This window comes from Longimicrobium sp., assembly GCF_036280135.1.
GTDB lineage: Bacteria > Gemmatimonadota > Gemmatimonadetes > Longimicrobiales > Longimicrobiaceae > Longimicrobium.
Window position 1 is genome coordinate 1 of the sequence record NZ_DASURI010000829.1, and the last position, 3,569, is coordinate 3,569.

The 3,569-nt window shown below is 71.7% G+C and carries 5 protein-coding genes and 1 pseudogene; 1 reads left to right on the forward strand and 5 read right to left on the reverse strand.

Translation table 11 applies throughout. The features are described 5' to 3' along the window. The 4 genes and pseudogenes from VFZ20_RS26860 to VFZ20_RS26875 form a co-directional block, all read right to left on the reverse strand. Positions 1-305, reverse strand: a pseudogene (locus VFZ20_RS26860) (hypothetical protein); the annotation flags it as partial. Continuing rightward, positions 302-1,399 (reverse strand): quinone-dependent dihydroorotate dehydrogenase, encoded by a 1,098-nt coding sequence (locus VFZ20_RS26865; RefSeq protein ID WP_349264136.1) that lies wholly within the window; start codon positions 1,397-1,399, stop codon positions 302-304. The pseudogene VFZ20_RS26860 and the gene VFZ20_RS26865, both read right to left, overlap by 4 nt. A gap of 91 nt (positions 1,400-1,490) precedes the next feature. Then, positions 1,491-1,784 carry a hypothetical protein gene (locus tag VFZ20_RS26870; RefSeq protein ID WP_329687046.1) on the reverse strand — a complete coding sequence of 98 codons (294 nt, stop codon included), beginning with the start codon at positions 1,782-1,784 and terminating at the stop codon, positions 1,491-1,493. A gap of 11 nt (positions 1,785-1,795) precedes the next feature. After that, complete coding sequence (locus VFZ20_RS26875; RefSeq protein ID WP_329687047.1) at positions 1,796-2,242, reverse strand: DUF1801 domain-containing protein; 447 nt, start codon at positions 2,240-2,242, stop codon at positions 1,796-1,798. Positions 2,243-2,401: 159 nt separating this feature from the next. Between VFZ20_RS26875 and VFZ20_RS26880 the strand changes: the two genes are divergently transcribed. Beyond that, positions 2,402-2,896, forward strand: a complete 495-nt coding sequence (locus VFZ20_RS26880) for an LURP-one-related/scramblase family protein (RefSeq protein WP_329687048.1) — start codon at positions 2,402-2,404, stop codon at positions 2,894-2,896. Between the two features lie 114 nt (positions 2,897-3,010). Here the strand turns inward: VFZ20_RS26880 and VFZ20_RS26885 are convergent. Next, a partial coding sequence (locus VFZ20_RS26885; protein WP_329687049.1) for a hypothetical protein occupies positions 3,011-3,569 on the reverse strand: 559 nt, incomplete at its 5' end.

The window sequence follows — 3,569 nt, forward strand, 5'->3', positions numbered from 1 at the left end:
GTCCGCGCGGCGTCCACGTCCAGCCGCAGCTCACGCCAGGCGGGCACGTCCGGCACGAGCACGGCCGCGCCCGTGGCCGCCAGCGAGCGGACGAAGCGCGTCATGGCCTTGTGATGCCGGCCGGGGACCGTCAGCCCGTGCAGCACCACCCAGCCGGGCGCCGGGCCGCGGCGCGTGGGCAGGTACAGCGTGGCCTCGCGTGCCTCGCCGCCGATGGGGATGGTGATCTCCTCCTGGCGAAACGGGCCGGCGCCGTCGCGCAGGTACGCGCGCAGAAAGCGGGCGGTGCGCAGCGTGGGGATCATCGGCCGGCCGTCCCCACGGCCTCGTCCAGCGACCGGAAGCCGTCGCGCGCCATCCGCCGCAGCAGCCCGCGGTTGATGTCGCGCGCGATGCCCGGGCCCCGGTAGATGAAGCCCGTCCATACCTGCACGAGCGACGCGCCGGCACGGACCATGGCCCACGCGTCGTCCGGGCCAAAGATGCCGCCCACGCCCACGATGGGCAGGCGCCCCCCCGTCGTCCGGTACGCGTGCGCCACGACCTCCACGGCGCGGCGGCGGACGGGCGCCCCGCTGATGCCGCCCGCGCCCATGCCGTCCACCCCGGGCGTCCGCAGCCCCTCGCGCGAGACCGTCGTGTTGGTGGCGATGAGCCCCGCCATCCCTTCTTCCACGGCGATCCCCGCCGCCTCTTCCACCTGCGGGTCCGTCAGGTCCGGCGCGATCTTGAGCAGGATGGGCTTCGCCGCGCCGCCCCGCGCGGAGGCCAGCTCGCCGGCGCGCGTGCGCAGGGCGCGCAGCAGCTCGCGCAGGGGCGCGGCGTCCTGCAGCTGCCGCAGCCCCGGCGTGTTGGGCGAGCTCACGTTGACCACGAGGTACGCCGCGAACGGCTCCAGCAGCTCCAGGCTGCGCAGGTAGTCCGCGGCGGCGTCTTCCAGGGGCGCCGCCTTGCTCTTGCCGAGGTTGATGCCCAGCACGGGCTCGATGCGCGCGCGCCGCAGCCGCGCGGCCACGGCCTCCGCACCGGGGTTGTTGAAGCCCATCCGGTTCAGCAGCGCCTGGTCCGCCGGCAGGCGAAAGAGGCGCGGCTGCGGATTTCCCGGCTGCGCCAGCGCCGTCACCGTGCCGATCTCGATGGCGCCAAAGCCCAGCGCCCCCAGCGCGTTGAACCACGCGCCGCTCTTGTCGAACCCCGCCGCCAGGCCGACCGGGTTCGGGAAGCGGATGCCGAAGCGCTCCACTTGCAGCGCGGGATGGCGGACGTCGAAGAGGGCGCGGGCGGCGGCGCGCGCGGGTGGCAGGGCCAGGGCGGTGCTGAGCGCGGTGGTGCCCGCGTGATGCGCCTGTTCCGCCGGGAGGGTAAAGAGCAGGGGGCGGATCGCGTCGTACAACGGCATCAGGGGCGCGCGCGGACGGCAGGGGTGGCTGTGGAAAGCCCGGACGCGCGGGGGCGCGCGTCCGGGCTGGGAAGCATCGGCGAGCCGGCGCTCAGTGCTGCGCGGCGGCCGGCGCGGCGTGCTCGGCGCCCGCGCCGTGGCTGGGCGTTGCGTTCCTGGCCCAGGTGAACGTCACGCCGGCCACGATCAGCAGGAACACCAGGGCAATGCCCAGCCCCGTGAACGCGTTCATCAGGGTGGCCTTGGCTTCCGGATCGTCGTTGTATCCCATCAGGTCCTCCGTGGATCGGTGCGTCTCGCGGTTGGTCGTCGGGGTTCGTCGGGCGGAAATGTCCGTCACGGACGCCGTTTCGGCAAGCCCCCCGTGCCCGTCGCGGATGCGCATCCGCTCCGCGTCTACTTCGCTCGCGCGGCCTCGTGCTGCGCGATGAAGGCGTCCGGCGGGGTGGACGCGATGATGCGGCCGATGTCGTCCAGGGGCAGGTCGTCCAGTTTCTTGAAGCGGATGCACGACTTGCCCATGTCCAGCTTTTTTCCCGCGGCGGCGAACGCGTCGCGCAGGGCCTGCTCCTGCGCGGAGTCCTGGTACGCGCACATCAGGTACAGCGCGTAGTAGTTCTTTTGCGCCGCCAGCGCCGCGTAGGCCAGCGGCTGCCGGTTGTACGTGTCCGGATAGCGCTCCAGGGGGATGCCGTAGCCGATCATCCCGTACGACATCGTCTCCCGGTAGCCCTCCGGCAGGTTGCGCAGCACCACCTCACGCACGGCGGAGAGGACGGCGCGCCGGTCGTCCGGCAGCTCGCGCAGGTACTCGTCGACGGTGGCGGCCTTGCTGCTGGCCATGGGCGGCCTCGGACGAAAAGGTGGACGGCGTCTCGCTCGCTCCATGCTAAACCGAATGGAAGCCGAACGCAAGCGTCACGACGCGCGCGGGCGTGGAGCTTGCCGGACCCATCCGCCTCGCGAGGTTCGCAGGCAACGGCGGCGCAAGGAGATACGGCGATGGCGCGGTACCGGATGAAGCAGCACCTGATCTCGATCGGCGAGGACTTTACCATCGAGGACGAGCAGGGCAGGCCGGCGTTCCGGGTGGACGGCAAGGTGCTGCGCATCCGCGAGACGTTCGAGATCACGCGGATGGACGGGTCGGAAGTGGTGACCGTGCGGGAGAAGAAGCTGGCCCTGCGCGACAGCATGAAGCTGCTGCGGGGCGGCGAGACCGTCGCCACGGTCAAAAAGGCGCTCATCGCCCCGTTCCGCGACCGGTTCAGCGTGGAGGTGGAGGGCGGGGAAGACCTGGAGGTGCAGGGCGAGATCCTGGACCACGACTACGAGATCCGCCGCGGCGACCGGACGGTGGCGCGCGTGTCCAAGGCGTGGTTCGCCCTCCGCGACACGTACGGCATCGACATCCAGCCGGGCGAGGACGAGGGGATCATCCTGGGCATCGCCGTGGCCCTCGACGAGATGGTGCACGACCCCGACGAACGGAAGTAAGGGCGAACGGCCTTCTCACGCAGACGAAGCGGAGGACGCAGCGTACCCCGGTCCGCGCGGGACCGGGGTACGCTGCTGGATGCCGACGGATCCGCGGAGCGCCGTCCGCCGCCGTCAGGGCGTGGGCGTGGCGGGGTCGGGGGCCGTGAGGAACGGGCGGTACTCGATGGTGCCCGCCGAGCCCGCGTCGTCGTTGGCGTCGAAGATCATCGACTGGATGACCGCCTCGCTGGTGGTGCCCCAGTAGTTGCCGGCGGCGCTCATCCGTCCCGGGTAGTCCCGGGGCAGGCGCACCGCCGTCCTGCCGGTGGTGAGAAAGCTGTTTCGCTCCACCACCATCACGTCCCCGTCGTAGCTGGCCCAGTTCTCCACGGCAAAGTCCGTCGTCCAGTCCACGAACGCGTTGTTGCGCACGTACACCCGCACGGGCGCCCGCGCGCCCACGCTGATGCCGCCCGTGCGCACGAACCGGTTGCCCTCGATCACCACGTCGGCCACGGGATACCAGATGTAGAGGTACGACGCCAGGTCGCGCAGGAGCGAATTGCGCAGCACCATGCTGCCGTAGCCGCCGTTGCCCGTGGGCATGTAGAAGCTGCCCCGGTCCAGCACCGTGTGCTCCATGCGCAGGCTGAACGGCCTGCCGGACGCACCCTGCGGCGTGAGGTACACG